General features: G+C 68.7%; 23 protein-coding genes and 1 pseudogene. 17 read left to right on the top strand and 7 right to left on the bottom strand.

Translation table 11 applies throughout. The annotated features are described in order from the left end of the window. The first annotated feature begins 115 nt into the window (after positions 1-115). Together ACFY0T_RS36265 and ACFY0T_RS36260 are read left to right on the top strand one after the other, a co-directional pair. Positions 116-1,411: a PucR family transcriptional regulator gene (locus tag ACFY0T_RS36265; RefSeq protein ID WP_388880597.1), complete on the top strand. Its 1,296-nt coding sequence runs from the start codon at positions 116-118 to the stop codon at positions 1,409-1,411. Then, positions 1,408-2,055 (top strand): TetR/AcrR family transcriptional regulator, encoded by a 648-nt coding sequence (locus tag ACFY0T_RS36260; RefSeq protein ID WP_388880594.1) that lies wholly within the window; start codon positions 1,408-1,410, stop codon positions 2,053-2,055. Before ACFY0T_RS36265 ends, ACFY0T_RS36260 begins: the two co-directional genes overlap by 4 nt. Before the next feature lie 212 nt (positions 2,056-2,267). Here the strand turns inward: ACFY0T_RS36260 and ACFY0T_RS36255 are convergent, their stop codons facing one another. Then, complete coding sequence (locus ACFY0T_RS36255) at positions 2,268-3,377, bottom strand: catalase family protein (protein WP_388880592.1); 1,110 nt, start codon at positions 3,375-3,377, stop codon at positions 2,268-2,270. A 353-nt stretch (positions 3,378-3,730) separates the two neighbouring features. Here ACFY0T_RS36255 and ACFY0T_RS36250 point away from each other — a divergent pair, with 353 nt between their 5' ends. Continuing rightward, positions 3,731-4,795: a LacI family DNA-binding transcriptional regulator gene (locus ACFY0T_RS36250; RefSeq protein ID WP_388880589.1), complete on the top strand. Its 1,065-nt coding sequence runs from the start codon at positions 3,731-3,733 to the stop codon at positions 4,793-4,795. Here the strand turns inward: ACFY0T_RS36250 and ACFY0T_RS36245 are convergent. From ACFY0T_RS36245 to ACFY0T_RS36230, 4 genes are read right to left on the bottom strand one after another with little or no spacing between them, the layout of a single operon-like run. Further along, positions 4,758-6,167 (bottom strand): glycoside hydrolase family 32 protein, encoded by a 1,410-nt coding sequence (locus ACFY0T_RS36245; RefSeq protein WP_388880586.1) that lies wholly within the window; start codon positions 6,165-6,167, stop codon positions 4,758-4,760. The genes ACFY0T_RS36250 and ACFY0T_RS36245 overlap by 38 nt on opposite strands. Continuing rightward, positions 6,164-7,018, bottom strand: a complete 855-nt coding sequence (locus tag ACFY0T_RS36240) for a carbohydrate ABC transporter permease (protein WP_388880584.1) — start codon at positions 7,016-7,018, stop codon at positions 6,164-6,166. Before ACFY0T_RS36240 ends, ACFY0T_RS36245 begins: the two co-directional genes overlap by 4 nt. Before the next feature lie 14 nt (positions 7,019-7,032). Beyond that, positions 7,033-7,983, bottom strand: a complete 951-nt coding sequence (locus ACFY0T_RS36235) for a carbohydrate ABC transporter permease (RefSeq protein ID WP_388880582.1) — start codon at positions 7,981-7,983, stop codon at positions 7,033-7,035. Beyond that, positions 7,980-9,389, bottom strand: a complete 1,410-nt coding sequence (locus tag ACFY0T_RS36230) for an extracellular solute-binding protein (protein ID WP_388880579.1) — start codon at positions 9,387-9,389, stop codon at positions 7,980-7,982. Before ACFY0T_RS36230 ends, ACFY0T_RS36235 begins: the two co-directional genes overlap by 4 nt. Positions 9,390-9,557: 168 nt before the next feature. On the opposite strand from ACFY0T_RS36230, the gene ACFY0T_RS36225 reads away from it, so the two are divergent. From ACFY0T_RS36225 to ACFY0T_RS36200, 6 genes and pseudogenes are all read left to right on the top strand, one after another. After that, entirely contained in the window at positions 9,558-11,102 is a 1,545-nt protein-coding gene (locus tag ACFY0T_RS36225) for a glycoside hydrolase family 32 protein (protein ID WP_388880576.1), read from the top strand. A 699-nt stretch (positions 11,103-11,801) separates the two neighbouring features. Next, on the top strand, positions 11,802-12,359 hold the full coding sequence (locus ACFY0T_RS36220) for a DoxX family protein (protein WP_388880573.1): 558 nt from the start codon (positions 11,802-11,804) through the stop codon (positions 12,357-12,359). 544 nt (positions 12,360-12,903) lie between these two features. Beyond that, entirely contained in the window at positions 12,904-13,107 is a 204-nt protein-coding gene (locus ACFY0T_RS36215; protein WP_388880570.1) for a hypothetical protein, read from the top strand. Then, positions 13,097-13,369: pseudogene (locus ACFY0T_RS36210) on the top strand (transposase); the annotation flags it as partial. The gene ACFY0T_RS36215 and the pseudogene ACFY0T_RS36210, both read left to right, overlap by 11 nt. Positions 13,370-14,179: 810 nt before the next feature. After that, the gene (locus tag ACFY0T_RS36205) at positions 14,180-14,551 is read left to right on the top strand and encodes a hypothetical protein (RefSeq protein WP_388880567.1); all 372 of its coding nucleotides are present in this window, start codon (positions 14,180-14,182) and stop codon (positions 14,549-14,551) included. Positions 14,552-14,771: 220 nt separating this feature from the next. Next, a complete protein-coding gene (locus tag ACFY0T_RS36200) occupies positions 14,772-16,058 on the top strand; it encodes an MFS transporter (protein WP_388880564.1) in 1,287 nt (428 codons plus the stop codon). A 168-nt stretch (positions 16,059-16,226) separates the two neighbouring features. Here the strand turns inward: ACFY0T_RS36200 and ACFY0T_RS36195 are convergent, their stop codons facing one another. After that, a complete protein-coding gene (locus tag ACFY0T_RS36195) occupies positions 16,227-16,796 on the bottom strand; it encodes a hypothetical protein (RefSeq protein ID WP_388880561.1) in 570 nt (189 codons plus the stop codon). 449 nt (positions 16,797-17,245) lie between these two features. Here ACFY0T_RS36195 and ACFY0T_RS36190 point away from each other — a divergent pair, with 449 nt between their 5' ends. The 4 genes from ACFY0T_RS36190 (at position 17,246) to ACFY0T_RS36175 (ending at position 19,655) form a co-directional block, all read left to right on the top strand. Continuing rightward, positions 17,246-18,025, top strand: a complete 780-nt coding sequence (locus ACFY0T_RS36190) for an SDR family NAD(P)-dependent oxidoreductase (protein WP_388880558.1) — start codon at positions 17,246-17,248, stop codon at positions 18,023-18,025. Positions 18,026-18,828: 803 nt separating this feature from the next. Beyond that, on the top strand, positions 18,829-19,014 hold the full coding sequence (locus tag ACFY0T_RS36185) for a hypothetical protein (protein WP_388880555.1): 186 nt from the start codon (positions 18,829-18,831) through the stop codon (positions 19,012-19,014). 21 nt (positions 19,015-19,035) lie between these two features. Next, positions 19,036-19,197, top strand: coding sequence for a helix-turn-helix domain-containing protein (locus ACFY0T_RS36180; RefSeq protein ID WP_388880659.1), 162 nt, complete (start codon positions 19,036-19,038; stop codon positions 19,195-19,197). A 296-nt stretch (positions 19,198-19,493) separates the two neighbouring features. Beyond that, entirely contained in the window at positions 19,494-19,655 is a 162-nt protein-coding gene (locus ACFY0T_RS36175; RefSeq protein WP_388880552.1) for a hypothetical protein, read from the top strand. A gap of 501 nt (positions 19,656-20,156) precedes the next feature. On the opposite strand, the gene ACFY0T_RS36170 is transcribed toward ACFY0T_RS36175, so the two are convergent. After that, entirely contained in the window at positions 20,157-21,278 is a 1,122-nt protein-coding gene (locus tag ACFY0T_RS36170) for a site-2 protease family protein (protein ID WP_388880549.1), read from the bottom strand. Between the two features lie 463 nt (positions 21,279-21,741). Here ACFY0T_RS36170 and ACFY0T_RS36165 point away from each other — a divergent pair, with 463 nt between their 5' ends. The 4 genes from ACFY0T_RS36165 to ACFY0T_RS36150 all read left to right on the top strand — a co-directional run bounded on the left by ACFY0T_RS36165 (position 21,742) and on the right by ACFY0T_RS36150 (position 23,991). Next, positions 21,742-21,930: a hypothetical protein gene (locus ACFY0T_RS36165; RefSeq protein WP_388880546.1), complete on the top strand. Its 189-nt coding sequence runs from the start codon at positions 21,742-21,744 to the stop codon at positions 21,928-21,930. A gap of 62 nt (positions 21,931-21,992) precedes the next feature. Beyond that, complete coding sequence (locus tag ACFY0T_RS36160; protein WP_388880543.1) at positions 21,993-22,442, top strand: FAD-dependent monooxygenase; 450 nt, start codon at positions 21,993-21,995, stop codon at positions 22,440-22,442. Positions 22,443-22,560: 118 nt separating this feature from the next. Then, a complete protein-coding gene (arsM, locus tag ACFY0T_RS36155; RefSeq protein ID WP_388880540.1) occupies positions 22,561-23,397 on the top strand; it encodes an arsenite methyltransferase in 837 nt (278 codons plus the stop codon). Positions 23,398-23,460: 63 nt separating this feature from the next. Beyond that, complete coding sequence (locus ACFY0T_RS36150) at positions 23,461-23,991, top strand: SLC13 family permease (RefSeq protein ID WP_388880537.1); 531 nt, start codon at positions 23,461-23,463, stop codon at positions 23,989-23,991. Positions 23,992-24,186 lie beyond the last annotated feature (195 nt).

Genomic DNA, 24,186 nt, shown 5'->3' with positions numbered 1-24,186 from the left:
GGGTGCGAGCACCCAACTTCACGACCGGTGACTTGTTCGCCGCGCACAGTCCCGCGGAAATCTCCGCCACGGGAACTGTTGACGGGACACGACCCTGCGATCCACGATCTGCGCCATGCCCCGTGCGCTCGTCGTCGGCACCCCTGCTCTCCCCGAACCGCTTCGCCAGGAGCGGCGGCGGATCCTGCGCGCCGTGCAGGACCGGGTCGAGGAGGTGGCGGACACCGCTGTGGCGGTCATGCGCGAGGAGATCCCGTCGTACGCCGTGCAGGACGAGCGGTTCTTCGACGACGTACGCGACCAGGTGCTCTCGCACTACAGGATCAAACTGACGGTGCTGGCGGGCGAGCGGGACATCGCCGCGGAGGACCTTGTCTTCAGCCGCGCCGCGGCCATGCGCAGAGCCCGCGCGGGCTTCGCCCTGGAGGACTGGATCAGTGCCTTCCGGGTCGGCCGGCAGGTCTTCTGGGACGCGGTGCTGGAATGCGCGGGCACGTCACCCGCGGCGCAGGAGGCGGCGTTGTCCCTCGTCACACCCTTGATGCGGTACGTGGACTTCGCCAGCACGCATGCGGCGCAGGCCTATGTGGAGTACCAGCAGCACGTGGTGGCGGACGCGGACCGGGAGCGCAGGGACCTGCTGGAGCAGCTCCTGGCGGGTGTGGCGCCGACCCGCGGTCCGCTGCTCGCCGCGGCGCAGGCCTACGGCATCGGGCCCCACTCTCCGATGATGGTGGTCGTGGCCGCCTGCGTCCGCGACACCCGCACCGGGGACACGGACTTGGCCGAGAACGGCTACGCCACCAGCGCGGCGATCACCGTCGCGGGTTTCTGGGCCAGCAGAACCCTGGTGGTCGTGCGCCACGGTGAGGTGGTGGCCGTGCCCATGGTGCGTGCCGGCATGGACGAAGAGGACGTGTGCGCGCACTTCGACGCCGTACAACGGCGGCTCGCCCGGGAGGGCAACGTGCTCTCCATGGGCATCAGCACGGTCGCCCGCGGCGCGTCCGAACTGCCGCGTGCCTACCAGGAGGCCCGGGAAGCGCTCGAACTGGTTCCCCTCGGGGGCGGGGTGGCGGCGCTGCCCCGGCTGTCCCCGTTCGACTATCTGGCGTTGCGCGCCGACGACATCGCCCGTCAGCTGGTCGACCCCCGGGTGAGCGCGCTGCTGGAGGAGGACCGCAGGCGCGGGGACACGCTGGCGGCCACGGTGCGGGCGTTCGCCGACGCGGACCTGAACCTGCGCCTGGCCGCCGACCGGTTGCGCGTGCATCACAACACGGCGCACTACCGGTTGCGCCGGATCGAGGAACGTACCGGCCGTAATCCGCGCCGGATCGCGGACCTCCTGGAACTACTGGTCGCCCTCGCCATCCGCGACGGGGCCCAAGAAGGCGAGGACAGGCGGTGAGTGAGACCGTTGAGCCGGCATGGAACAACGCCGAACATCAGCGGCCGGCCGTGCAGGGAATCCCTGCCGCGCCGGACCGCTCGGCCCGGTGCGCGCTGCTGGACGCGGCGCTGGAGGTGTTCACCGAGCGCGGCTACACCGACGCCAGCCTCATCGAAATCGCGGCGCGCTCCGGCATCCCCGTGGGCAGCCTCTTCCAGCACTACGGCGGCAAGAAGGGGCTGTACCTGGCGCTGTGGGAGGAGTTCCGGGAGGAACAGGAGCGCCGGACCGCAGGGGTACTGGCCGAGGCGCGCAGCCGCGGGGTGGAAGACCCCATCGCCCTCTTCGTGGAGGGAGCGAGGGCCTACCTGGAGGGTGCCTGGGAGAACCGCCGCATCAGCAGGCTGCTCGTGGAGGACGACGGCCCGGCGGGCTTCGATGCACTGCGGCGGCAGTGGGACCGTGCGTGGGTGCGGCGCAACGCCCGGCTCCTGGAGGTGGACGAGCGGCGTCGCGCGGGCCGGGTACGGGTGATCGTGCTGACCACCGTCATCGGAGGGGCGGCGCGGGAACTCGGCGACTGCGCGGACGAGGCGGAGGCGCGGGAGATCGTGGACGAGGTGTGCGGCATCCTCTCCCACTTGTCGGCATCGCCCGGTTGAGCGCCCGGCCCCGGCGGCGGCACCGCACATACCGTGCCGCCGCCTTCTCCACCGGGCCCGGCCGGGCGGTTCTCCGGCCGGCAGAACCCGTTCCGGACTACGGCACCGGGTGCGGGCCTTGGCCCAGGCAGGGCCCGCCAACCGGTCAGCGCCGAGGCCGCGATGCCGCCCGGCCTGCCGGACGCAGCATCGGACCGGCGGCGACGGGCGGGTCAGCCGAGGAGTTCGGCGCTGGTGGCCGGCTCCTGCCGCCGCTGCCCGTTGATGCCGTGCCTCTCGATCGAGGAGCGCCGGTAGACCTCCTCGCGCACTCGCATGATCTCCCCGATGGGCCGGTGCTCCTCACGGGAGCGCCAGGGGGTGATCGACGTGCTGTCGGCGGCGGACAGGTTGTCCGCACGGGAGATGTCCTGTCGGGGGATGTCGACGCGAGCCACGGTCACCCAGGGGGAGAGCTGCTCCGGCCATTCCACCGATGTGTTGTCCACCGGCATGCGCTCCAGATCGACGTTGAGCTGAACCTGCAGGTCGAAGGCGTGGTCGCGCTCTCCCGCTTCGGTCACCAGAGTGTTGCGGAAGGCTTCGCCGTCGGCCAGCACGTCCACATCGCCGTGCGCCAGGCCCGCCAGGGACTGCTGTGTCGGAGCGGTGCGAATCTTGGCGATGTAGTCGCCATGGCGGAAGGCGCCCATGCTGTTGTAGGTGTACGACAGCAGGTTCTTCCGCGGAACCTGGGTGAACGACATCATCGCGAACAGTTCGTCCCACAGCCACTGGTCCCGTTCCAGTGTCCCCTGGCGGGTGAGGAAGTCCGCAAGCCACTGCCGTCGGGTTGCCGGGTTCAGCAGGGCGTCAGGGAGTTGGGCGAAGAGCGGCTCGATCATCAGATAGTCGTGCACCGTGTTGGCGAAGAACACGCGGTTGTTGATCAGGTTGAGGTCGAACGTCGTCGCCTCGGCTTCGTCGTGCAGCAGTGAGCGGCCGGGCACGCCGAACATCTTGATCCCCATTCCGCAGGCGGCTCCCAGCAGGGAGTCGGCCCGCAGATGGCCGAGTCCGTTCGAGTAGCGCACGACGGCGTCGAAGCTGCCTGGCTGGGCGAAGATGCCCTGCGCGTAGGCCCGCGGTGCTTCCAGGATCCGGACCGTGGCCTTCACCAGCCCGTAGCTCTTGCCGTGAGCGGTACGCACGGCACGCCCGACCCCTTCGGTTCGGACCGAGTCGCGGGTGCGTTGGCCCACGTTGCGGACGACTTCGGCGAGTTCCTCCTCGTATCCCGGGCGCTCGATCGGCTGGTAGGCCTCGAACTTCACGAAATCCATGACCTGGCTCCCCTCCTGCTGGCGGCACTCGCCCCCGGGGTACAGGCGGGGGCGGTGTGTTCACTGCGAACTTATGAAGCAATTAAGTTGTGCACAACTCAATTGCACGTGACTCTTCCCACTCAACCCCCGCGGCAGGGAGGCTTCAGGAGGGGGCACACTCACGGCGGGCGCCACCGCAGTCGTCCCCAGTCGCAGCCAGAGCCGCCTCGACCAAGTCGTCAAACTGATAAGTGATGCGATCCCGCTCCGTCTGCGCCCGGACGGCCACGCGGACAGCGCCGCCGCCCCGGTACGCCGATAGGGTGGGCAGTGATCAACCGGGCGGGTGGGGGATGAGGGCAGCGGACGGCATGGGCAGCACCGAGGACAGGCACACGACGGGCACCGGGCGTCCCACGTCCCGGGACGTCGCCCGGCTCGCCGGTGTGTCGCACACCGCGGTCTCCTTCGTGTTCAACGGCCGTGCCGAGGGCAACCTCTCGCTTGCCACCCAGGAACGCATCCGCCAGGCCGCCGCCCATCTCGGCTACCGCCCGGACCCCGTCGCCCGCGGCCTGCGCAGCCGCCGTACCGGCGTGATCGGCCTGGTCACCGACGAGATCGCGTCCTCGCCCTTCGCGGGCCGGCTGCTGCGCGGCGCCATGGAGACCGCCTGGGACAGCGAGCACCTCGTCCTGACCGTCGACTCCGGCGGCGACCCGGCCAAGGAGGACGCGGCGGTCGCCGAACTCCTCGATCGCCGCGTGGACGGCATCATCTACGCGGCCATGTCCCTGCGCCGCGTCCGCGTCCCCGAGGGACTGCACCGTACCCACTCCGTGCTCGCCAATTGCCTGCCCGAGGACAACTCCCTGCCCGCCGTCATCCCCGCCGAACGCGCCGGAGGTCGTACGGCGGCCCGCCTGCTCCTCGACCAGGGTCACCAACGGATCGCTGTGGTCGGCGGCCTGGACGACATCGCGTCGGCCGAGCGCCTGCGCGGCTTCCGGGACGCGCTGCGGGCGGAAGGGATCACCATCCCGAGGGAATGGGTCGTACGCACCGGAGGCGAGATCTCCAGCGGCTACGAGGGTGCGAAGCGGCTGCTCGGCGAGGCCGCTGTCGACCGTCGTCCCACCGGGATCTTCTGCTACAACGACCGGGTCGCGGCGGGTGTCCTGCACGCCGCGACCCGGTTCGGGATGGCCGTTCCCGGCGACCTCTCGGTGGTGGGCTACGACGACCAGGAGCACATGGCCGCCTTCCTCGCTCCGCCCCTCACCACGGTCGCGCTGCCGCACCGCGTGATGGGCGAGGCCGCAGCACGGCTTCTCCTCGACGCCATCGAAACCGGCCGGACGCCCCCCGCCACCACGCGGCGCATCGCCTGCCCCGTGATCAGCCGCGCGTCGGTGGGACCTGCTCCCACCCCGTGACGGCCGCCGCCGATCCCGTCACGACGAGCTCCTGTACGTCGTCGGGGCGCGAGTAGACCCGCTCGGTGACCGTGGCCCGGTCGTCGACGAACAACTCGTACAACGAGCCGTCGACGAGGACCCGGATCCGGAGCTCCCCCCGGGGTGGCACCCGTACCTCGATCGGCGGGGCCGCCCCCTCGGCTCCCGTCCGGGGCCAGCCGCCGCGGTCCAGCGTCACGGTGCCCGCCTCCGGATCCAGGCGGATGGCCAGCTCCCGGCCCGAGGCGGACCGCAGCAGACTGACGGTCGTCCGGGCGCGGGCGCTGACGCTCAGGTCGTACGCCTCCGGGAGCACGGTCCGGCCCGGTGCGGTGACAAACGGCTCGGCCGCGCGCAGCAGTTCGAGCTCCTGGGTCGGGGCGACCCGCAGCGACCCGTCCGGGTGTACGTCCACCACCCGGGGCGCCGTGAGGACGCCGGCCCATCCGGCGCGCACGGCCTCGCTCTGCTCACGCGCCTCCCAGGACCAGCCCCACATCAGGGCCCGGTCCGCCTCCTGGAGCACGGCGGGCGCGTAGAAGTCCCGCCCGTGGTCGAGCCGGCCGCCGGCCCGCGCCTCGAAACGCAACTCGCGGTCGCCGCAGGGCTGCAGACGCCCCGTCAGGTAGCCGGTGGCGCGCGGATCTCCGTCCCACAGCGACACCACCAGCACCCATGCGCCGCTCGCCGTCGCGTACATCTGGGGGCACTCCCAGCCGGCCGCCTTGTCACCGAACGCATCGGCCGCGACAGGGTCGTTGCCGTCGACCAGGACTCCCGAGAACTTCCAGTCGGCCAGGTCATCGCAGCCGTACAGCAGGACCGACGGCGTACCGTCGGCGTGTCCTGCCCCCACGAGGGCCCAGCGTCGGCCGCCACTCAGGAAGACGAACGGGTCGCGGAACATCACCACGTCCAGACCGGGCGGCGGGCCGGTCACCACCGGCGTGGGCAGCGGCTTCCACTTGGTGAGCGTGTCGTCGTCGGGGTCCGCCGCCCGCGCCAGGCAGATCGTGCCGAGACCGGTGTGGTGGCGGTCGACGCCCGTGTACACGGCGGTCGGCACACCCCCGTCGTCGACCACGCACCCGGACCAGCAGCCCGCCTCGTCCGGGCCGCCGGGCGTCGGGGTGAGCGCGACCGGATGGTGGTCCCAGTGGGCGAGGTCGCGGCTGGAGACGTGACCCCAGTGGATGTTCGCGTGCACCGGAGCGTCCGGGTTGTGCTGGTAGAAGAGGTGATAGCGGTCGCGCCAACGGAAGGGCCCGTTGGGGTCGTTGATCCAGTTGGCGGGCGGACGGACCCTGAAACGTGGCGCGTTGGGGTCCTGGGGCGGAGCGGTGAGGCTCAACGGTTGACTCCTGCGGAGGTGATGCCCTCGCGGAGAGGGCGCTGGCCTACGACGAACACGGCGACGGCGGGGATCATGGAGAGGACGACACCGGCGAGGACCACCGAGATGGAGCCGGTACCGAGGTTGCCCTGGAGGGAGACCAGACCCAGCGGCAGTGTGTAGTTCTGGCTGGACGTCTCGAGGATCAGTGGCCGGAAGAACTCGTTCCAGTGGTAGTTGAAGGCCAGCACGCCGACGATGGCGAGGCCGGGCGCGGCCAGCGGCGCGTACACGGACCGGAAGATCCGCCAGGGCCCGGCGCCGTCGAGCATGGCCGCTTCGCCCAGGTCCTTCGGCATGCCCAGGAAGTACTGGCGCATCAGGAAGGTGCCGAACGCGGTCGGGAAGGCCGGGACGATCAGACCGAGCAGGGTGTCGGTCAGGCTCATCGACTTCAGCACCAGGAACACCGGCACGATGGTGACCTGCAACGGCACCATCATGGTCGCCAGCACGAGCCCGAACAGCGGCTTCTTGAAACGGAATTCGAGGCGTGCGAAGGCGTATCCGGCCAGACCCGCCGTGATCATCTGGCCCACGGCGATCAGCGCGGTCACGAGGGTGGAGTTGAGGGCGAGCAGCCATACGTCGATCTGGTCGAAGACCCCGCGGTATGCCTCGGCGGTGGGATGCGTCGGGATGATCCTCGGTGGCAGGTCGAAGGACTCGGCCGGGGTGCGCAGTGACGTGGAGACCGTCCAGATGACCGGCCCGAGCGTCAGCAGGGCGCACACGGTCAGCCCGGCGATCCGTGCCCAGGGCGCGACTGCGTGCCGCGTACGGCTCAGGGACAGCGTTGCTTGGCTCATGGGACTCACCCGGCTCACTGGTAGTGGACGAAACGCCGGCTGAGCCGGAACTGGAGGGCGGTGACCGCCATGATCAGCACGAACAGCAGCACGCCCACGGCAGACGCCTCGCCGAACCGGAGCTGCTCGAAGGCGTTCTCGTAGATGACCATCACAACGGTCCTGGTGGAGTCGCCGGGCCCGCCGTTCGTGAGGACGTACGGCTGCTCGAAGACCTGGAGCGCGTTGATGATGCCGACGACCGACGCGACCAGCAGCGTGGGCGACAGCAGGGGGAGCGTGACGGTGAGGTGTTTGCGCAGGCCCGTGGCGCCGTCCAGGGCGGCTGCCTCGTGGATCTCCTTGGGGATGTTGTTCAGGCCTCCGACGAACAGCAGGAAGGAGAAGCCGAACTGCTGCCAGACGTAGACGAGGATGACGGCGGCCATCGCCGCGTTCTCCGACGTCAACCACGGTACCGGGGCGATCCCGATGAGACCGAGGAGCCAGTTCACGACCCCGAAGTCCTGATTGAACAGGTACTTCATCACCACCGAGATGGACGCGGCGGACAGCACCAGCGGGAAGAAGAACGCCGAGCGGAACACCGACCGCAGCCACACCGGCATCCGCCCGTTGACGGCCAGCGCCAGCACCAGGGCGATCAGCAACTGCAGCGCCACCGCGAACACCATGAACACGAGGGTGTTACGGAAGGAGACCAGCACGGTCGAATCGCCCAACACCTCACGGTAGTTGGCCCCTCCGGCGAAGCTCGGCGAGTCGATCACGTTCCAGTGGAAGAGGCTGAGGACGACCGAACCGACGATCGGGACGACCGTGAAGACGACGATGCCGACGATCGTCGGCGCCAGGAACAGCGCGGCCAGCAGCCGGGTGCCGCGGTCGCGGACGGAGGGCCGCGGTGCGACGGCGGGCGGTGCCGCCGGGCGTGGTCGTACGGCCGGGATCTGGGTGTTCGTCATACGTCACGCTCCATGGCCTTCTCCAGGTCGCCCTGCATCCGGCGCAGCGCGGGGCGCACCGCCCGCGGGGAGGCCAGGGCGGTACCGGTGTGCTTGAGCAGCACCTGCTCGACCTCAGCGACCTGCGGCGGCGCGGGGATCGGCCCGGTGTCGGGGAACTGGTCGAGGGTGTCGTAGAAGACCTGCCAGTGCGCCGGGCCGGTCTTCTGGTAGCGGGCACCGGTCAGCATCGAACGGCGCGCCGGGGTGGTCTGGTTGCCCTTGAAGAGCTGGGTCAGGGTGTCCTTGCGGGCGGCGTACTTGATGAACTCCCAGGCCTCGTCCTGCTTCTTGGACGTGCGCAGCAGCGCGTAGCCGGCCGCGCCGAACTGGTGGCGCTGGGTGCGCCAACGCGGGAAGTACTGCACGTCGTAGCCGCTGGGCTGCATGCCCGCCAGGTGCAGTCCGCCGGCCCAGAATCCGCCCGCGGGCGTGACGCCGACCCGGCCGGTGGAGAACACGCCGACGAGGTTGCTGCCGTTGCCGCCCTCGGGGCGGGTGCACAGGTCCTCCTGGATGAGGGAGGCGAGGTAGTCGTACGCCTCCTCCACGCGGATATCGGTGGCCTGCGGGGTGGTCCACCGGAAGCCGCCTCCGCGCCCGCGCCGCTCGGCGGCCGGGTAGAAGGTGTCCCACAGCCAGGAGCCGCCGGGTGCCTTGGACTCGGCGAGCAGATTGGTGCCGTTCGCGAACAGCCAGGGCACCACGCCGCCCCACAGCCGGTTGGTCCAGAAGTACGGCGTGAAGTGGGAGCCGCTGGAGCGCTTCATGTCGCGCAGCAGCGCGGTGAAGTCGTCGCGGGTCCAGTCGGCGGGCGGGAACTCCGCGCCCGCCCGCTTGAGCACCTGCTTGTTGAGATACATGTCGGCCGCGTTGAACTCGACCGGCAGCTGGTAGAGGCTCCCCTCGTACATCATGGACTCCACCAGCGAGGGGTGGACGTCGGCGAAGTACTCGCGCAGCTCGGCCGCGTCCCGCTTCACCCAGCGGTCCAGCGGGACGCCGAGGCGCTGGGCGAACAGCTGGACGCCCTCGGTGGCGACGTAGACGAGGTCGGGGGCGGTGCCCGCGGCGATCTGAGTGAGGATCTTCGCGAAGAAGTCCGACCAGTCGACGGCCTGCACGGCGTTGATCCGGAGCCTGATGTCGGGGTGCAGCTTCCGGAAGCCCTCGCTGAGGGTGCGGACGGCGGTTTGGTCGAAGGCGGAGCCGAGGGTGGCGACGACGAGGGAGCCGTCATCACGGCCGGGGATGTCGGCTCCGGTGAGCCGGTCCCAGCTCGCGGCGGTGCCGGCCAGGGCGGCGGCTCCCGCTCCGTAGGCGCCGTACCGCAGCAGTGTGCGGCGGGAGAGGTGCGAGTCGGTCATCGGACAGGCCTAACTCGTGTTAGTTCAGGGGCGATGCCCCAGATGATGTGAAGCGGGTCACGGCCCTGTCAAGGGTCGCGAACGCTTGACCTTTAACGAGTTAGGTCTACAGTCCTGGTTCCACAAGAGCCGCCGTTCGCATGACTCGCACGAGAGGAACGATGCGTGATGCGTGGGATGTCCAGGAGAGCCTTGTTCGCCGGGTCGGCCGCGGGAGCGGCAGCTGTCGCGCTGCCCGCGGTACCGGCCTCAGCCCGGCCGAAGGGGGCGAGACCCGGCGCGAGTTACCGCGCCGAGTACCACTTCACGGTCCCCGACACGTGGAAGAACGACCCGCAGCGACCGGTCTGGATCGACGGCGAGTACCACTACTACTACCTGTACAACGCGGACTACTTCACCGGAGCCGTCGGCACCGCGTGGCGCCTGGCCACCACCACCGACCTGGTCTCCTTCAGGGACCGCGGGGTGGCCGTGCCCAAAGACACGACCCCCAACGGGGACGTCTGGTCGGGCTCGGCGGTCATCGACGAGGACGGCACCGCGGGCTTCGGCGCGGGCGCAGTCGTCGTCATCGCGACGATGTCCCACGACGACGGGCCCACCTCACAGGCGCAGTACCTGTACTACTCCACCGACGGCGGCCGCACCTTCACCCACCACGGCACCGATCCGGTCCTGCCCAACCCCGGCGTGCGCGACTTCCGCGACCCCAAGGTGATCCGGGACGAGGAGCGCGACCGGTGGGTGATGGCGCTCGCCGAGGGCACGAAGATCGGCTTCTACCACTCCGACGACCTCAAGAAGTGGACGTACGCGGGCGGCTTCGTCAAGGAGGGGATCGGGACGCTGGAGTGCCCCGACCTGTTCCGCATCACGGCGGCGGACGGCCGGGCGACGTGGGTCCTGGGTGTGAGCGCGAACGGCAAGGGCTCCGGGCTGCCGAACACATACGCCTACTGGACGGGCTCCTTCGACGGAAACGCCTTCACCGCCGCCGACGCCGACCCCCAGTGGCTCGACCACGGCTTCGACTGGTACGGAGCCGTCACCTTCGACAAGCGCCGCGCCGACGGCTCCCTCGACCCGCGTACTCGGTACGCCATGGGCTGGCTGAACAACTGGGACTACCCGAACATCACTCCGACGATCGACTGCGACGGCTTCAACGGCACCGACTCGATCGTCCGCGAGATCACGCTCGAGCGTGCCGCCTCCGGTACGTACTACCTTGCCTCGCGGCCGATCGCCGCCCTGGACGACCACGTCTCGCGCACGGTGCGCCTCGGCGACCTGGAGGTCGACGGCAGCCGCGTGCTGGACTACGCCGGCGTCGCCTACGAGCTCACCTGCGAGATCACCTGGGACCAACTCGCGGGCGTGGGCGTGCAGTTGCGCCGTTCGGCCGACGGCAGCCGGCACATCGACGCGGGCGTGTACGGCGATTACGCGTTCGTCAATCGGCGCGGTGCCGTCAACCCCGACACCTCGGGCAAGTGGCAGGAGAGTCACACCCCGTTCGACCCGTCCGCGCGCAAGGTAAAGCTACGGATCCTCGTGGACCGCACGTCCGTCGAGGTGTTCGTCGACGACGGCCGGTACGTGCACTCGATGGAGGCGTTCCCCTATCTCGTCGACACCGGGCTCGCGCTGTTCACGATCGGCGGTCCGGCAGTGTTCCGGAACACGGTGATACGGGAGTTCACGGTGTGAGGTCTCCTGTGCGGGGATCAAGGTCACCGGCTGCCGACCCGGGCCGGCCGCGTGGGCTGACACCCTCCGCCTGACCGTCGTATGGCGAGGGGTCGCGGTCGAGCATGGTCAGGCGGCCCTGCGCCACGCGAATCGGGCAGCGCTCCGCGCCGGACGGGTTCAACCTCGCAGACGTCGGCGAGGAGGAGGTGCGCGCGTACTGCCTCCAGCGTTCTCACGCCTGCTTGGCCAGAGCGGAGGACCCGACGGCATGCTCCTGACACGCCGGCCAGGAGCCGTTACGCAGGTCGTCCGCCATCTACTGGTCGCGGGTGTCGTCGACAGGTGGTGACTGCACCGAAATGATCGTCGCGGGCGCCCGGGAGCCGGCAGGCCGTTGGGGCGCTGGGTGGATGGGGGAGCTGGGCCGTCGTGCGGGGCGGGGGCACGGTGGTGCCCCGGAGGCCGTGTGGCCGTTTCGTCGGCTCGGTGGGGGTGTCGGTGGGCACATCGACACCTCCGGCGGAGTTGGTCGTTTGCGGTTGCCGTGTGTGCTGTACGGTGGCGGGCGCCCAGATGCATGATCATGGTCGCTGCGGAAGGATCGGCAGGGGTGGTCTGTGCTCTGCGATGCTGCGCAGGGCTTACCACCGACCGGTGCCTCGGCGTCTGTCCGAGGTGGGGGTACGCCCGTTCCGGCGTTCTTTCCGGAGCAGTGAAATGAATACGAACCGCATCTTGCACCGTCTTTTGAGCCCTACGGAATCGCGAGCGCACGTCACCACGTCGGCGACGTCGTCCGCCGCCGACTGGGGCCTTTTGTTGATCAGACTGACCTTCGGACTGCTGATGGCCGCGCACGGCGCTCAAAAACTGTTCGGGTTTTTCGGGGGTGCCGGCCTGACGGCGACCGGCAAGGGGTTCGCCGACCTCGGTTACCACCCGGGAAATCTCTTCGCCGTGATCGGTGGCCTGTCCGAATTCCTCGGTGGCCTCGGCCTGGCCGTGGGGCTGTTCACTCCGCTCGCGGCCGCCGCCCTGATCGGCGTGATGATCAATGCCATGGCGACCGTCACGGGCGCTCATGGTCTGTGGGAGGCGGACGGCGGCGTGGAGTACAGCGTCTGCATCGCCGTGGTTGCCCTGGCTATCGCTGCCATCGGCCCGGGCCGGCTCGCTCTCGACCGGTTCTTCCGTTGGGGCGCGGGCGGCTGGGGCGAGGCCGCCTTTGCCCTCGGCCTGGGCGGTGTCGCCGCCGCGATCACACTGAGCCTTTGAACCTTGGGGGACGCGCCTGCGGCACAACACAGCCGGCGCCTCCTCGGAGGCCTCCGCAGTGGGCGAGTTCCCCCGCAGGAGTGCGGATCTGCACCACCGGCAGCTCCCGTTTCAGCGTCTGCCGGTCGGCAGCTCGCGTTTCAGCGTCTGCCGGTCGGCAGCTCGCGTTTCAGCGTCTGCCGGTCGGCAGCTCGCGTTTCTGCGTCCGCCGGCGTGTCATCGGCCGGCCGGCATGAGTCTGGCCTTGTGCCGCGGATGCAGGCTCCGTCGATCCGCTCGCTTAGCAGGTCCGCGTGATCGTTGTGTCGCGCGTACTCCTCGATCAAAGGACTTCCAGGAGCTCACCGCCCCCGGACGAAGAAGGCGATGTGGCGGGCGCTCGCCTGATGCGGGCCTGCGCCGCCAAGGACCGTTCCGGGGTCGTCGAGTACCTCGCGCACCTGGAGGCAGACCGGCTGGAGTACACCGCGGGCATGCTCATCACGTCGTACAACGACACCCGCCAGGTACTCCGGGACACCGGCCGCCCCACCATCCGCAGGTCGTGGTCCGCGAGATCGACCAGGCCGCCCGCTTCGCCCCGGCCGAGCACGAGTTCGCGGTCACCACCGCCGCCGGCCACGCCTCGCCCAGGGGCGAGGCCACAATGCAGGAGGTGATCGACTCCATGGAGGTGCGAGACCGCATCCACACCATGACCGTCGCGCCGTTCGTGGGGTGTGGGGAACCGGCCGTGGATCGTGGATGACGAACTCTGGGCGCTGATCGAGCCGTTGCTACCGCCCCGGCCGCGGAATGCTCCCGGTCCCATGCTGGTGGATGACCGGTTGTGCCTGCCAGGGCATCCTGTACGTGCTCTACAACGACATCAGCCGGCAACTGCTGCCGCTGGAGCTGGGGTTCGGCTCCGGACAGACCTGCTGGCGCCGACTCGGGCGGTGGCACGAGGCCGGGGTCTTCGAGAAGCTGCACGCGCCCTGCTCGCCGAACTGCACGCGGCCGGCGAACTCGGCTCGAACAAACGCCGCCACGCGAATGCAGCCGAGCCGCAGATGCCGACCCTGCTCCGCGGCCTGCTGCAGACCGAAGGATCGTCGGCCGGCACGGCGGACCCGAAAGCACGCAGCTGACGTGGCCTGGAGACCAGGAGATTGACGGCCCACAGCAGGGTCAGGGCGGCAACCCCTGCGATCTGAACGCGCCCCGTGGTGCCGGAGAGCCTGAGGTCAAAACGGTGGCGAAGATCAACACGTCCGCGGCCATCCCCACCACAATCCCCACCACACCCTCCCCAAGCTCAGCAGCAACAACCCGGACAAGCCCGGCACTCGCATCGATGCCTTCGCTTTCCCCGCCGCCAACAGGGCTACATCGAACATCGCCCGCCCCCACCTGTTCAGGACTCGCAGGACCTATCCAGCCCGGTGAGGCCGACTGGATGCTCAGGCGTTCATTGTGTCAGCCGTTGTTAGGGTGAGCGGATGGTCGAACGGGGGTGAGGAAGATGCGGGCGGTGCTGCCTGCCTACGCGATCGAGGTCGGAACCGAGCCGCTGGACCTGCCCACGCGGAACTCAGTGGGCGACTGGCCTTTCCTCGATGACGCCCAGGACTGGCCCGAGTGTTTTTGTGGTGAGCGGATGGCTCTGTTCTTCCAGTTCGATATCCCCCCGGACCTGGAGCTTTTCGGCGGAGACCACCTGTTGGTTTTCCACTGCCGTACACACAACGACGCATCCGACCCCGAGTTGGCTGATGGTCGGCTCGTGCCCCGGTACTGGGACGCTCCGCAGCCGCCCTACCCGCGGTCCGTTCTGGCGCGTGTTGCTCCAGCGCCACGCGGCGCTGCCGGTCCCGGAGGCCGAACCGTCCCTGTGCGCCCTGCCGCTGACGCTGCAACCCTTCGTGGACACCCCCAACCCCCGAGGGCTCGGAGCCGCGACGTTCAAGGTGGGCGGCACGCCGTCCTGGGCGCAGGATCCCGAGTACTACAGGTGCGCATGCGGCGCGGATTTGGTGTACGTCTGCCAGGTGCCGGAGTACATGGAATTCGCCGTCAACCCCGGCCAACCAGAGCAGCCTTACAGCGTCGGCACCGACACCTACGGGCTGTTTCTTGGCAACGAGGTCTACCTGCCGGCGTGCCCGGCCCACTGCGATCCGGCGGCGGTCTGGCCGGTGAACCAGAACTGACCCCTCGGCATCACCGACCTGCACAATCCCATCGCCTCCGATACCCCAACAACGAGCAGGTCAGCCATCACCCTGTAGATGACTTTCGGGACAACATTTAGTCCGATTAAGTCCAGCATGGATATTAAGCGAATCCTTCTCGGGCCCCTCGAGAACCTCGTAACAATCCGCTAGGTTGACGTAATAATTTGTGAAGTCTCATGTTTGGTAGGTAACTCGAATGTCAATACCCTCCCGGCTTGGACTCTTATGCGACCCGGACTTCGGGCGTTTGTTTGCCGCCACCGCGCTCGGCCAGCTGGGCGATCGCATCATCTTTCTGGCGTTGCCTCTGGTTGCAATCGTGGCATTGCATGCTGATGAGTTCCAGGTCGGAGTGCTGACCGCGATGACCACGGCAGGCTCGCTCCTGGTCGGGCTGCCGGCAGGCGCGTGGGTGGACCGCATGCGGAAGCGATCGGTGATGATCAGCACTGATCTTGCGAGGGCGCTGGTCCTCTTGACGATACCGGTGGCTTGGTGGGCAGACCTTCTGACAATCTGGTGGCTCTACGCAGTCGCATTGGTTCATGGAGCGCTGACTGTTTTCTTCGATGTCGCGTACGTCAGCTATCTGCCGCACTTGGTGGGCCGCAGTAATCTTGTTGAAGGAAACTCAAAACTCTCGGCAATACGTTCGGTGACCAGTATCAGTGGGCCGGGGTTAGCAGGGCCGATGATTGGCTGGATCGGAGCCCCTGCAACACTTTTGGCAAGCTCGGTCGGGATGGCTATATCGGGTCTACTCGCGATCAGCATCAGCAAACGCGAACGGAAGCCAGAGTCGAGCAAGCACCCTCAACTGGGTCGGGAAATCAAGGAGGGGTTGAAGTTCGTTCTCAAGCATCCCGTCCTGCGTGCAATCATACTGGGGGATGCGATATTCAACCTCTTCCTGGTCATGTATCAAACCATGTTGATGGTCTTCTTGGCGAGGGAGCTAGGCCTCGGGTCCTTCGGTATCGGCCTCATTCTGTCGGGAATGGGTTGCGGTGCCTTGCTGGGCGCGCTGTTGGCAACAAGGGTCTCGAATCGGGTCGGACAAGGTCCGGTCATCTGGCTCGCGCCACTTGCCACCTGCCCGCTGACAGTCCTGATGCCGTTGGCACGACCGGGTTGGAGCGTGTATGTGGCTGCGATCGGACTCTCGGCTCTTTCGCTGGGTGGAGTCGTCCGCGTTGTGGCTCAAGCAAGCTTCCAGCAGGCCCTCACGCCAGATCGACTCTTGGGCCGGATGAGTGCGACAGCCCGATTCGTGTCCTGGGGCGGAATTCCTCTAGGCGGAGTTTTGGGTGGAGCCTCGGGCTCTGTGTTTGGAGCAACAGTTACATTGTGGATCGGTGCAGTCGGCATGACGGTGAGCATCCTCCCAAGCTTCCTGTCACCGCTTCGAACTATGCGCAAATTGCCCAAGGAAAAAGACCCCGAGCCCGTGCGCATTAATGACGGGATGGCGCCTTCGGAATGAGGCTACTGATAGACGCCCTCCAATCCTGCAGGACCGTTATGCCAGTACCGCCCCGACGTGATCGACAGCTGCCTCGCCAGCACCGGCCTGGACGTCACCGACTGACCGAAAAGTGCGGGGCTTGGAAGCGTGATGCCGGGGTCCGGCAGTCAGAGAGCTGCCGCGCTGTCACCACTCGAAGGTCTTCCACTCCTTTGGGGGGATGCCGCCTTCGGTGGTATCCCAGCAGCGGTCGGCCCATGCCTCAGCCACCATCACAGGCCGGCTCAACACCAGGTCGCCAGCCCGCTGGACCCGCAGTACCAGCCCGAGCTGTGACGAGCACGGATCGGCGCACTGCGAGTACCGCAACTCCTTGCTGTGCATTGCGAGGTAGTCAGTGAACTGATCTTCCAGGTGTGATGGCACCTGCCCCACCAGCCGCATCCCCTCCAATGTCACCTGCGGGCCACGTAGTGCGTTGACCGCGATGCCTGCCAGGCCAATTGACTGGTCGTAATATGCGGTGACCGCAGGCCCAGAGAACCTCGTGCCGGGACGCTGCTCAAGGCAGAATTCGGCCCATGCCTCATTGCCCGCATGGCCTTGCGAGACGCTGACTCTGAGGACGCCGTCCACAGCGGCCCGGGCCTGGTCATGTGTCATACCGAACTTCAGTGGGCCGACGCACTGGAAAGGCGTGAACGACCACGGCAGGCGTTGCGCCTCGTCCAACACGCCCCAGACATCCGTCGCCACGTTCCAACCTCCGGTCGCACACGAGCCCCCGCCTCGACAGCCAGCGGCGCGCGGATAATACCGAGCCCATTCGGTCGTGGAGGTGCGGATGCCAGCTTGGCTGGTCCCGTTGGCATAGCCGCTGCCCGCATCCGGGCCGCCACGGAGTCCTGTGGGCCCTGATCCGGGACCGGCGCCCTTACGAAGCCGCCCCGCCCCAGCTCACCGGCTAGGTTCTGGACCTTGGCCGCCTCCCCGCCCGCTGCGGATGGGCGGCGCGGTGGAGTGCGGCCTGCTGGACGAGGCCGAGTTGCCAGCTCAACCGCCTAGTCGTGTCCGGGGGCTGATGGTGCTCTTTGATTTCCCCGCCAGGTCCTCATGGGATGGCCAAACCTGCTCAGTTGATCTCCCCATCCCATGCGTTCCGCCCCTGGCACTGTCGCCGTGGACGCGCCGTCTAGGGTGCGGGCATGATCTCGCATAGTTACCTCTCCGAACTGTTCTCGCTGGATGGCCGGGTCGCCGTGGTGACGGGTGGCAGTTCCGGCATCGGCCGAGCCATCGCGGGGGCTCTCGCGCGGGCGGGGGCGAGCGTGGTGATCGTGGCGCGCAAGGAGGCGGAGCTGTCCGCCACGGTCGACGAGATGGTGGCGGACGGCTGCCGGGCGGCCTGGGTGAGCGCCGACCTCAGCACCCGCGACGGGGTGCGCGCGGCGGCGGAGCAGGCAGCCGAAGTGTTCGGCGAGCCCGACATTCTCGTCAACAGCGCCGGGATCAACCTGCGGCCGCCGATGAACGAGCTGGGCGAGGAGACGTGGGACGCCACGATGGCGGTGAACCTGGAGGCGCCTTACCTGCTGGGCCGGCGGTTCGGGCCCGGCATGGCCGAGCGGGGCTTCGGGCGGATCATCCACATCACCTCCCAGCAGGCGCACCGGGCGTTCGTCCACAGCGGCGCCTACGGAGTCTCCAAGGGGGCGCTGGAGTCGCTGGCCCGTTCTCAGGCCGAGGCCTGGTCGCCACACGGCGTCACCTGCAACACGCTGGTGCCCGGCTTCGTCATGACCCCGCTCAATGCGCGGTTGTCGTCCGACCCGGAGAAGGTGGCGGCGCTGGCCGCGCGCACGATGGTCGGGCGCAACGGCCTGGCCGAGGACTTCGCCGGAGCGGCGGTGTTCCTGGCCAGCCGCGCCTCCGGCTACGTCACCGGGCAGGCGATCTTCGTCGACGGCGGGTTCTCCGTTCACTGAGCCCACACCGTATGAAAGCCGAACCACCTTGGGACTACGAGCAGAGCCGTGGATTTTCGGGGCTCTGGCCGCAGTTTCGTGAACCCACGAACGACGCGTGTGGCCACGCGGTGCGTGAAGTGACCTCGGTGTCGACCAGCACGGTGCCATAGGTGCAGCCCTTGCGGAACGCGAACTCGTCCACCCCCAGCACCCGCGGAGCACGGTCCGGCACCGCCGGCGCCTTCAGCAACCTGAGCAGCCGGGTGCGTCCGGGGGAGTGGCGGGCTGCTGCTGGTGTGGGTTTGCCCGCTTTTACCTGATGTTTATGGCTGGGACAAGTCACGACTTTCAGGAACGTGACCGTGGTGGTGCTGGTGGGGCGTACTGGTTGTGCGGCCCCGCCGGAAGGAAATCGGGGGCTGCGGGGTGAAGTCGGATTTCCTTTCCGAGAACTTTTCTTCTTTTGCCCGTCAAGAAATTTCCTCTGTGTGAGTTGGAGAAAGTCATGACTCGTTTGATCCGCAGCCGTGGTGAGAAGGGCCGTTCCGGGCGTGGGCTTGGTGTGGCGACGGCGGTGCCGGTGGCGACGCGGTCCGCGACGGTTGCTTCTGGCGACTGTCACATCCAGTAGCCCGGACGGTTTGTCCCGTCCGGGCCGTGACCGCCCGCACGGCGGGGGTGGAAGCCCAGGGCTTCCGCCCCCGCCGGCGGAGGAGAACGGAGATTTCCCATGGTGAGGCGATTTGGGCGACGTTGCTTCGTCCTGGTGGTGGCTTCATTGGCTTCCGCCGTCGGTATCGCGTTTGACGCACCGGCATCGCATGCGGTTGCTGCGGGCCCGGGACAGCGGGCCGGGGCTGCTGACCTGCTCGGCCGTGCTGCGGACGGCGGGAGCAGCGGTGATGGTGGTGAGTGCGGTAATGGTGGTGATGGCGGTACGGGGTGGTGACGGCGGCAGCGGTGACGGTGCTGGTGAGTCGGGGGAGCCTGGCAAGCCCGGTACGTAGGGCTGTACCCGGTTCGAGGATCTGCCGGACAAGCCGAAGGAGGAGCTGACGCCGGCGGACAAGGTGCGGATCGTGCTGGTGGTGTTGCACGGGCACACGACGAGCGCGCGGGCTGCCGGGAAGTACAAGATGTCGGCGGATGAGATCGACCAGTGGATACGGGCGTACCGTGCCGGGGACTGATCCGTGCTGATGGGCAAGGCTTTCCCCGCCTGATGTCCGGCCCCTGGGGGGTGCGGGCTGGTGTGCGGTCGCTGGGTGCGGGCCGGGAGGCCGGCAGCCGGGCCCGCTCGCGCTCACCTCCAACTGCGGATGCCCCCGTATCGGGCGGCGGCCGCCCCAGCCCCGGGTGCCCGCCGCGCGGGCGGCGGCCCCTCGTCCCGGATGCCCCGGCCCCATCGGCCCGGGGCATTCCCGTGCCTGAGGTGGCGTACTACCCGCCGACCCTCGCTACGCCGCCCGCGGGATGGGGGGCGAACGTGCCGGTGGAGGATGGTGAGGCCGCAAACGCCATCACCCACCGGCGCCCTGCCCGGTCCGGGGAGATAGCCGGCAGTGCACCGAAGCTGAACGTGCTGGAGCGCGGCATCGACCTGGTGCTGGCCGAGCACTTCACCCCCCCGTCGCGGGCGGCCGGCTGACTGCGACCACGATCGAGACGGTGCGCTTCACCCGCCCCGAACGCATCGACTTCCAGCTCGTCCGCGGCCCGGTGCCGCAAGTGACCGAGTCCTTCGTGCTGACCGACACCGTATCGGGGACCCGGCTGGCCTATGAGGGGCGGACGGGCACCGACCTCTGGCGCCCTGGCCAGTGGTGGGGCGCCGCCGTGGCCGCCCGCTCGGTTGCCGCCTCCCTCGCCTCGGTCAAGGCCGAAGCCGAGCGGCGGACATCGACCAGGCGCTCACCGTCCTGGCCTGGGACCGGCGGAGGGAGACGGCTCTGGAACGTGTCACACAGGGCGCCCGCCCACGCCCAACGCCGCATCTCCCCCTGGTCTGTGGCCCCGCCCGGCCGCCCGGCACGAACGGCAAGCCGCCCCAAAAAGCCTGCGGTGATGGTCTGTATGAACGGCGCTGTACGGCGTCAGCTCCTGGATCTGGCCTTGCTGTGTGGGACCTCTGTCCACAATCCGGGAGTAGTCACCTGCTCTCCGTGCCGCGGAGTGCGTGGCGCTGGACGATTCGAGTGATGTCACGCGAGGTGATGATGCCGACGAGGCGCTGGCCGTCGGTGACGAGGATGCGCATGCCGCTGCCCGGGCGGAGTTTTTCGACGACATCTTCCAGGAGGTCGTCCGGTGCGCAGGTGGTGCACTGCGACAGCGGGGTCGCCACGTCGCGCACGCGGGAGGTTTCTCGCTGCGCGGCGGGGATCCTTGCGAGCTGCGGGAGGTGGAGCAGGCCGCTAGGGCGTCCTTCGAAGTCGATCAGGGGCAGCGTCGCGTGGCGGGCCGGCAGGGCCACGTCGTCGACGCAGCGTTGCACGGTCAGCCAGTCCGGGCAGGTCTCGACGGGAGTTGCCATGGCCTCGCTGGCTCGCACGCCCCGCAGGGCTGGGGCCAGCTTGGCGCGCTGGCGTTCCGCGCCGGCGACGATCACGACGAAGAAACCGATGACCGTCAGCCACAAACCGCTCGGGGCGCCGCGCAGGACGAGGATCCAACCGGCGGCGATCAGCACGATGCCGAGGACCTGCCCGCTGCGTGCGGCTGCTCGGTCGGCCCGGTCCCGATCTCCGGTACGCCACCACATCAGCGCCTGCACCACGCGTCCACCGTCGAGCGGTGCGGCAGGCAGCAGATTGAACACGCCCAGGACGAAGTTCACCCAGCCGAGCCACACCAGGACGGCGGCACCAACCGCCCAGCCGGACAGCGCGATCCCCGCCCCGAGCGCCGCCGCACCGACAATCAGACTGGCAAGCGGCCCGCTCACGGCCACCAGGAAGGCTGCGCCCGCCGCCCGCGGCCTGCCCATCTCGGTCAGCCCGCCCAGCGCCCAGAGGGTGATGCTCTTGACCTCGATGCCCTTCCTCCGGGCCGTGAGCGCGTGCGCGGCCTCGTGAGCCAACAGGCTGCCCAGAAGCAGCAGAGCCCCGGCCAGGCCAGCGACCGTGTAGGTGGCGTTCGACTGGTCCGGGATCCAGACGGGGAGCGTCTGGCTGCCCAGGCCATACCCGAAGAGCACCACGAGCAGAGGCACCGTCCAGTGGATGCGCAGCGGCACCCCGAAAACTTGTCCCATCCGTACCGAGCTCTTCATCGCCATCTCCTGCGGGCTGAAGCAGGCGGTCCTCCGTTCGGGCCGATGCGACGGGGCGTCCACGGCACCGAATCAGGACGGTGGCCCCACTGACAGTCTCGCTCGCAAAGGTCGATGGCGGAGGGTCTGATGGCCCCCTGACCAGCGGTAGACCCTTCAGGCCGCCACCCTGGGAGCACACTGCTGCGCCAGCCGCGCACGGCATGCTTGGGGCGCCCTCGCGTACGCGTCGGTGAGCCCGCACTCCGCCTGCGGCACACCACGGGCGTTCACTGCTGTCAGCCGCGCGAAGAACGCGATGAGGACCAGGGTGACGAGCCCATTCGTCGAGAGAGCCTCCAGGAGACGATCGCCATATATTGCTGCCGTACAACCCTGGACGGGACAGGTGGTCTGTCTTCCTGCGCAACCGGGTGGCCCAGGGGACGAAGGGGGCTGCTGCATCTGCCTTCGCAGCGGACCCGTGAAGCCACGCCTGCCCAACACGCCCGACATCAGCATCGACGGCGTACGCGGCCACGAACTTCTTGCCGCCGTACCCGTGATCGCCGCTGGGATGCTGTTCTTCTTTCCGCTCGAGACGCCGGCGAGTCGGCGGATGCTGGCGATGCGGCCGCGTGGAGCGCTGGATGCGGAGGTCACGCTCGGGTAGTTGCAGGCGATCACCGACCGGTCCACGTGGGGGAGGGGCTGAGGCTGCGGGATCCGGTGTGGATGACGGTGTTCCGGCTGCACAAGCGCGGCGCCACCCACTACCGCTCCGGACAGGTCTTCCTCGCCGGGGATGCCGCCCGCATTCACCGTCCGGCGGGCGCGCAGGGCATGAACACCGGCATCCAGGACGCGATCAACCTGGGCTGGAAGCTGGCGTACGTGTGCCGAGGCGCTGCACCCGACGACGTGCTCGACACCTACGGGGCCGAACGCGCCCCGGTCGGCCGCAGCGTGCTGCTCTTCACCGACCGGGCCTTCATCATCGCCCTCCGCCTGCGCGCTACCGCCTTCCGTACCCTCTCCGAGCTCGGCACCCACTACCGGCGCAGCCCGCTGTCTGCGACCGGACCGCGCGCCCCGGCGCGGGCCGCCGCGCCGGTGACCGGCTGCCGGACCTCCCGCGCGGACTGCAGACCTGGATCGCCGGGCCGGGAGACCACCTGTTGCTGATCGGGGGGAAGACCTCTGGCCCGAGGAACGGAGTGATTAGACGTTCCTCTATGTTGACAGCTGTCGATTCAAGAGGGAGCGTTGTTTCCATAGGCGTCGAATCAGTGGAGGGTTGGTCATGGCCGAGGCGAGCAGCAGCGAACTGCGCGAGAAGGTCCGGGCCGGCTACGCCGCTGCCGCCGTCCAGGTCACCCAGGGTGGCACCGCGTGTTGCGGCTCCGCGAGCATCGAGATCGACGACAACTTCGGCCCCGGCCTGTATGCGGCCGAGGACCGCGAGGGGCTGCCCGCGGAGGCGCTCGCCGCCTCCCTCGGCTGCGGCAATCCGCTCGCCGTCGCCGAACTGCGCGAGAGGGAGCGGGTGTTGGATCTCGGTTCGGGCGGCGGGATCGATGTCCTGCTCTCCGCGCGCCGCGTCGGGCCGAGGGGCAAGGTGTACGGCCTGGACATGACCGAGGAGATGCTCGCGCTCGCCATGACCAACGCGAAGAAGGCGGGCGCGACGAATGTGGAGTTCCTCAAGGGCACCATCGAGTCCGTACCGCTGCCCGCGAACACCGTCGACGTCGTGATCTCCAACTGTGTGATCAACCTGTCCGTCGACAAGCCGGCCGTGTTCGCCGAGATGTTCCGGGTGCTCGCCCCTGGCGGTCGTATCGGCGTCTCGGACGTCGTCGCGGACGACCACCTCACCCCGAAGCAGCGCGCCGAGCGTGGGGACTACGTCGGTTGCATCGCCGGGGCGTTGTCCTTCGGCGAATACCGGCAGGGGCTGGAGGCGGCCGGGTTCACAAACGTGGAGATCACACCGACTCGTCAGGTCGCCGACAGCATGCACTCCGCCATCGTGCGCGCCACCAAACCGGTCACGGCCGTAACGACGACGGTCCTGGCTGCGCCGCTGCCGGTCGTCGAGTCAGGCCCTTCGTGCGGCGGGCCCTCCTGCTGCAGCTGATCGCGCGGGCTGGTCCCTGGCCGTGATCCGGCGCCAGTGCTCGGAGGTGCTCCGAGAAGTCGAGTGGCCCACGCCGGCCTTCCTTCGCCGGGCTGTTCGTCATGGTCGGCGCGTTCATCGACCGGTGGCATCGGCGAGCTGTCCCGCACGCTCACCGATGCCACCGGCGGCCGTGAACTCGGCGCCGCTCTCACCCTGCCGGTCGGTTCCGCACTGCTGTCCGGGATCATCGGCAACATCCCCTATGTGGCCACCATGGCCCCCATGACCGCCGACCTGGTCAAGGACATCGGCGCCGCAGGCGACAGCCACCACGTGCTGTGGTGGGCTCTGGCCCTCGGCGCCGACCTCGGCGGCAACGCCAGCGCCATCGGTGTCTCCGCCAACGTCGTTGTCCTCGGTGTCGCCGAACGCAACCGCCAGCTCATCAGCTTCTGGCAGTTCACCCAGTGCGGCATCCTCGTCACGCTCACCACGGTGCTGATCAGCGCGCTGTCGCCTGCATGTCGCCGCTCCACAACCGGGGCATTCCCACCGACCATGGCACCACGCTTCACCCAACGGCCGAAACCCTGGCCGCGCCGGCGCCTTTGAGGCGGCACCAGCCTGCAGGCGAGACATGTCCTGCCTTTGGGCACGGTTGCACCCTCAGACTGGCACGCCTGCCACGCACGCGGACACGCAGGAGTGAGGTCTGGCGTCCAGATCGGGGGGGCTGGTGCCAGGTCCCGGGTCAGTGCATGATCGCCCCACACGGCTCGCCTGCAACAGGCGTAAACGGCATGGGGG

It is taken from the genome of Streptomyces sp. NPDC001530, from assembly GCF_042894545.1.
Taxonomy (GTDB): Bacteria; Actinomycetota; Actinomycetes; order Streptomycetales; family Streptomycetaceae; genus Streptomyces.
This window is presented reverse-complemented; position numbering and strand designations above follow the sequence as displayed.